At 64.4% G+C, this 3,062-nt stretch carries 1 protein-coding gene; it reads left to right on the top strand.

Going from position 1 to position 3,062, the window contains the following annotated elements; all coding sequences use genetic code 11:
• On the top strand, nucleotides 1-3,062 hold a 3,062-nt coding region (locus U4Z31_RS36725; protein ID WP_415750336.1), incomplete at both ends, for a YadA family autotransporter adhesin.

Here is a 3,062-nt window from a genome sequence, read left to right as displayed (position 1 = left end):
TGGCGACGTCGCGCTCGGCAGCGGCTCCGTCACCGCAGCGCCCAACGCGACGCCGACGGGTACCGTCGGCGGCGTGACCAGCACGTTCGCGGGCGGCAATCCGAGCAGCGTGGTGAGCGTCGGCAACGCGAGCACGGGCACCACACGCCAGATCACCAATGTCGCGGCAGGTCAAATCACGCCGACCAGCACGGACGCGATCAACGGCTCCCAACTCTTCGCGACCAATTCCATCGTGGATTCGCTGTCGACGACGGTGTCGTCGTCCAGCAGCGCGATCTCGTCGCTGTCGACCGGCATCACTTCGTTGTCGACGGGTCTGAGCTCGACCAACAGCTCGGTCGCTTCGCTGTCGACCTCGACTTCGACGGGCATCAGCTCGCTGTCGACGGGCCTCAGCTCGACTGATAGCACGGTGGCCTCGCTGTCGACTTCGACGTCGACGACGGCCAACTCGCTGTCCACGGGCCTGAGCTCGACCAATAGCTCGGTCGCTTCGCTGTCGACTTCCACGTCGACGGGCCTGTCGTCGGCAAACAGCTCGATCGGCTCGCTGTCCACCTCGACCTCGACGGGTATCAACTCGTTGTCAACGGGCCTCAGCTCGACTGATAGCACGGTGGCCTCGCTGTCGACGTCGACGTCGACGACGGCCAACTCGCTGTCGACGGGCCTGAGCTCGACCAACAGCTCGGTCGCTTCGCTGTCGACTTCCACGTCGACGGGCCTGTCGTCAGCAAACAGCTCGATCGGCTCGCTGTCCACCTCGACCTCGACCGGCATCAGCTCGTTGTCGACGGGCCTGAGCTCGACTGATAGCTCGGTGGCCTCGCTGTCGACGTCGACGTCGACGACGGCCAACTCGCTGTCGACGGGCCTGAGCTCGACCAATAGCTCGGTCGCTTCGCTGTCGACTTCCACGTCGACGGGCCTGTCGTCGGCAAACAGCTCGATCGGCTCGCTGTCCACCTCGACCTCGACCGGCATCAGCTCGTTGTCGACCGGCCTGAGCTCGACTGATAGCTCGGTGGCCTCGCTGTCGACGTCGACGTCGACGACGGCCAACTCGCTGTCCACGGGCCTGAGCTCGACCAATAGCACGGTGACGTCGCTGTCGACTTCGACCTCGACGACGGCCAGCTCGCTGTCGACGGGGCTGAGCACGACGAACAGCAACGTGACATCGCTGTCGACAGTCGTCTCGACGACGCGCACTCATTACTACAGCGTCAATGACAACGGCGTCCAGCAGGGCAACTACAACAACGACGGCGCGACGGGAATCAACGCGCTGGCAGCGGGAGTCAATGCGACTGCAAGTGGCAATGCTGCCACCGCGGTGGGCAATGCTGCGAACGCAGCGGGGATTCAGAGTGTTGCAATCGGCAATAACTCGACTGCGGCCGCAGCCTCGACTATCGCAATTGGCGACAGCAACACGGTATCGGCAGCGGCCGGTGCCGGCTCGATTGCCGGCGGCCACAATTCGTCGGTCGTGTCCGGTACGGGTGCGATTGCGTTGGGCGAGAGTCAAACGGCTAATGGTAACGGTGCTGTAGCGATTGGTGATCCGAACACCGCGACCGGCAATGGTGCGGTTGCGCTGGGCGCGAACAACACGGCGACGGGCAATGGCGCGTTGGCGATTGGCAATACGAACGCCGCGCAAGGCCCCGGGTCGGTTGCGCTGGGTCAGAACTCGGTGGCTGGTACGGCCGGGGCGACGACGGGAAGCGTGGCAATTGGTAACGGCGCGACAGCGACGACCAGCCCGGGTGACGTGGCACTGGGTAGTGGCTCGGTGACGGCCGCACCGAATCCGACCGCGACAGGAACCGTGGGCGGTGTGACATACAGCTACGCCGGCACTAATCCGAGCAGCGTGGTGAGCGTTGGCGCGGCGGGCGCGGAGCGTCAAATCACGAACGTAGCAGCCGGCCAGGTGAGCGCAACGAGCACTGATGCGATCAATGGATCTCAGTTGTTCGCGACCAATCTTGCCGTCGATAGCCTGTCAACGACGTTGTCCGGTACAACGAGCAGCATTACTTCGCTGTCGACGGGCCTGAGCTCGACGAACAGCAGCGTGGCGTCGCTGTCGACCTCGACGTCGACCGGCTTGTCGTCGGCGACCAGCTCGATCAGTTCGCTGTCCACCTCGACTTCGACGGGCATCAGCTCGCTGTCGACGGGCCTCAGCTCGACCGATAGCTCGGTCGCTTCGCTGTCGACTTCCACGTCGACTGGCCTGTCCTCGGCTAACAGCTCGATTTCGTCGCTCTCGACTTCGACGTCAACCGGCTTGTCCTCGGCGACCAGCTCGATCAGTTCGCTGTCCACGTCGACTTCGACGGGCATCAGCTCGTTGTCGACCGGTCTCAGCTCGACCGATAGCTCGGTCGCCTCGCTGTCGACTTCGACGTCGACGGGCCTTTCGTCGGCAACCAGCTCGATTAGCTCGCTGTCGACGGGCCTGAGCTCGACCGATAGCTCGGTCGCTTCGCTGTCGACTTCCACGTCGACCGGCTTGTCCTCGGCGACCAGCTCGATTTCGTCGCTCTCGACGTCGACCTCGACGGGCATCAGCTCGCTGTCGACCGGCCTGAGCTCGACCGACAGCTCGGTCGCTTCGCTGTCGACCTCCACGTCGACTGGCCTGTCGTCGGCAACCAGCTCGATTTCGTCGCTGTCCACTTCGACCTCGACCGGCTTGTCCTCGGCGACCAGCTCGATTTCGTCGCTCTCGACGTCGACCTCGACGGGCATCAGCTCGTTGTCGACCGGCCTCAGCTCGACCGACAGCTCGGTCGCCTCGCTGTCGACGTCGACCTCGACGGGCATCAGCTCGCTGTCGACCGGCCTGAGCTCGACCGATAGCTCGGTCGCGTCGCTGTCGACTTCCACGTCGACCGGCTTGTCCTCGGCGACCAGCTCGATTTCGTCGCTCTCGACGTCGACTTCGACGGGTATCAGCTCGTTGTCGACCGGCCTGAGCTCGACCGATAGCTCGGTCGCTTCGCTGTCGACCTCCACGTCGACGGGCCTGTCCTCGGCTAACAGCT

It is taken from the genome of Burkholderia sp. BCC1985 (genome assembly GCF_905339915.1).
Classification (GTDB): domain Bacteria; phylum Pseudomonadota; class Gammaproteobacteria; order Burkholderiales; family Burkholderiaceae; genus Burkholderia.
Note: the sequence above shows the minus strand (reverse complement) of the source record. Positions and strands in the feature narration are given on the sequence as shown.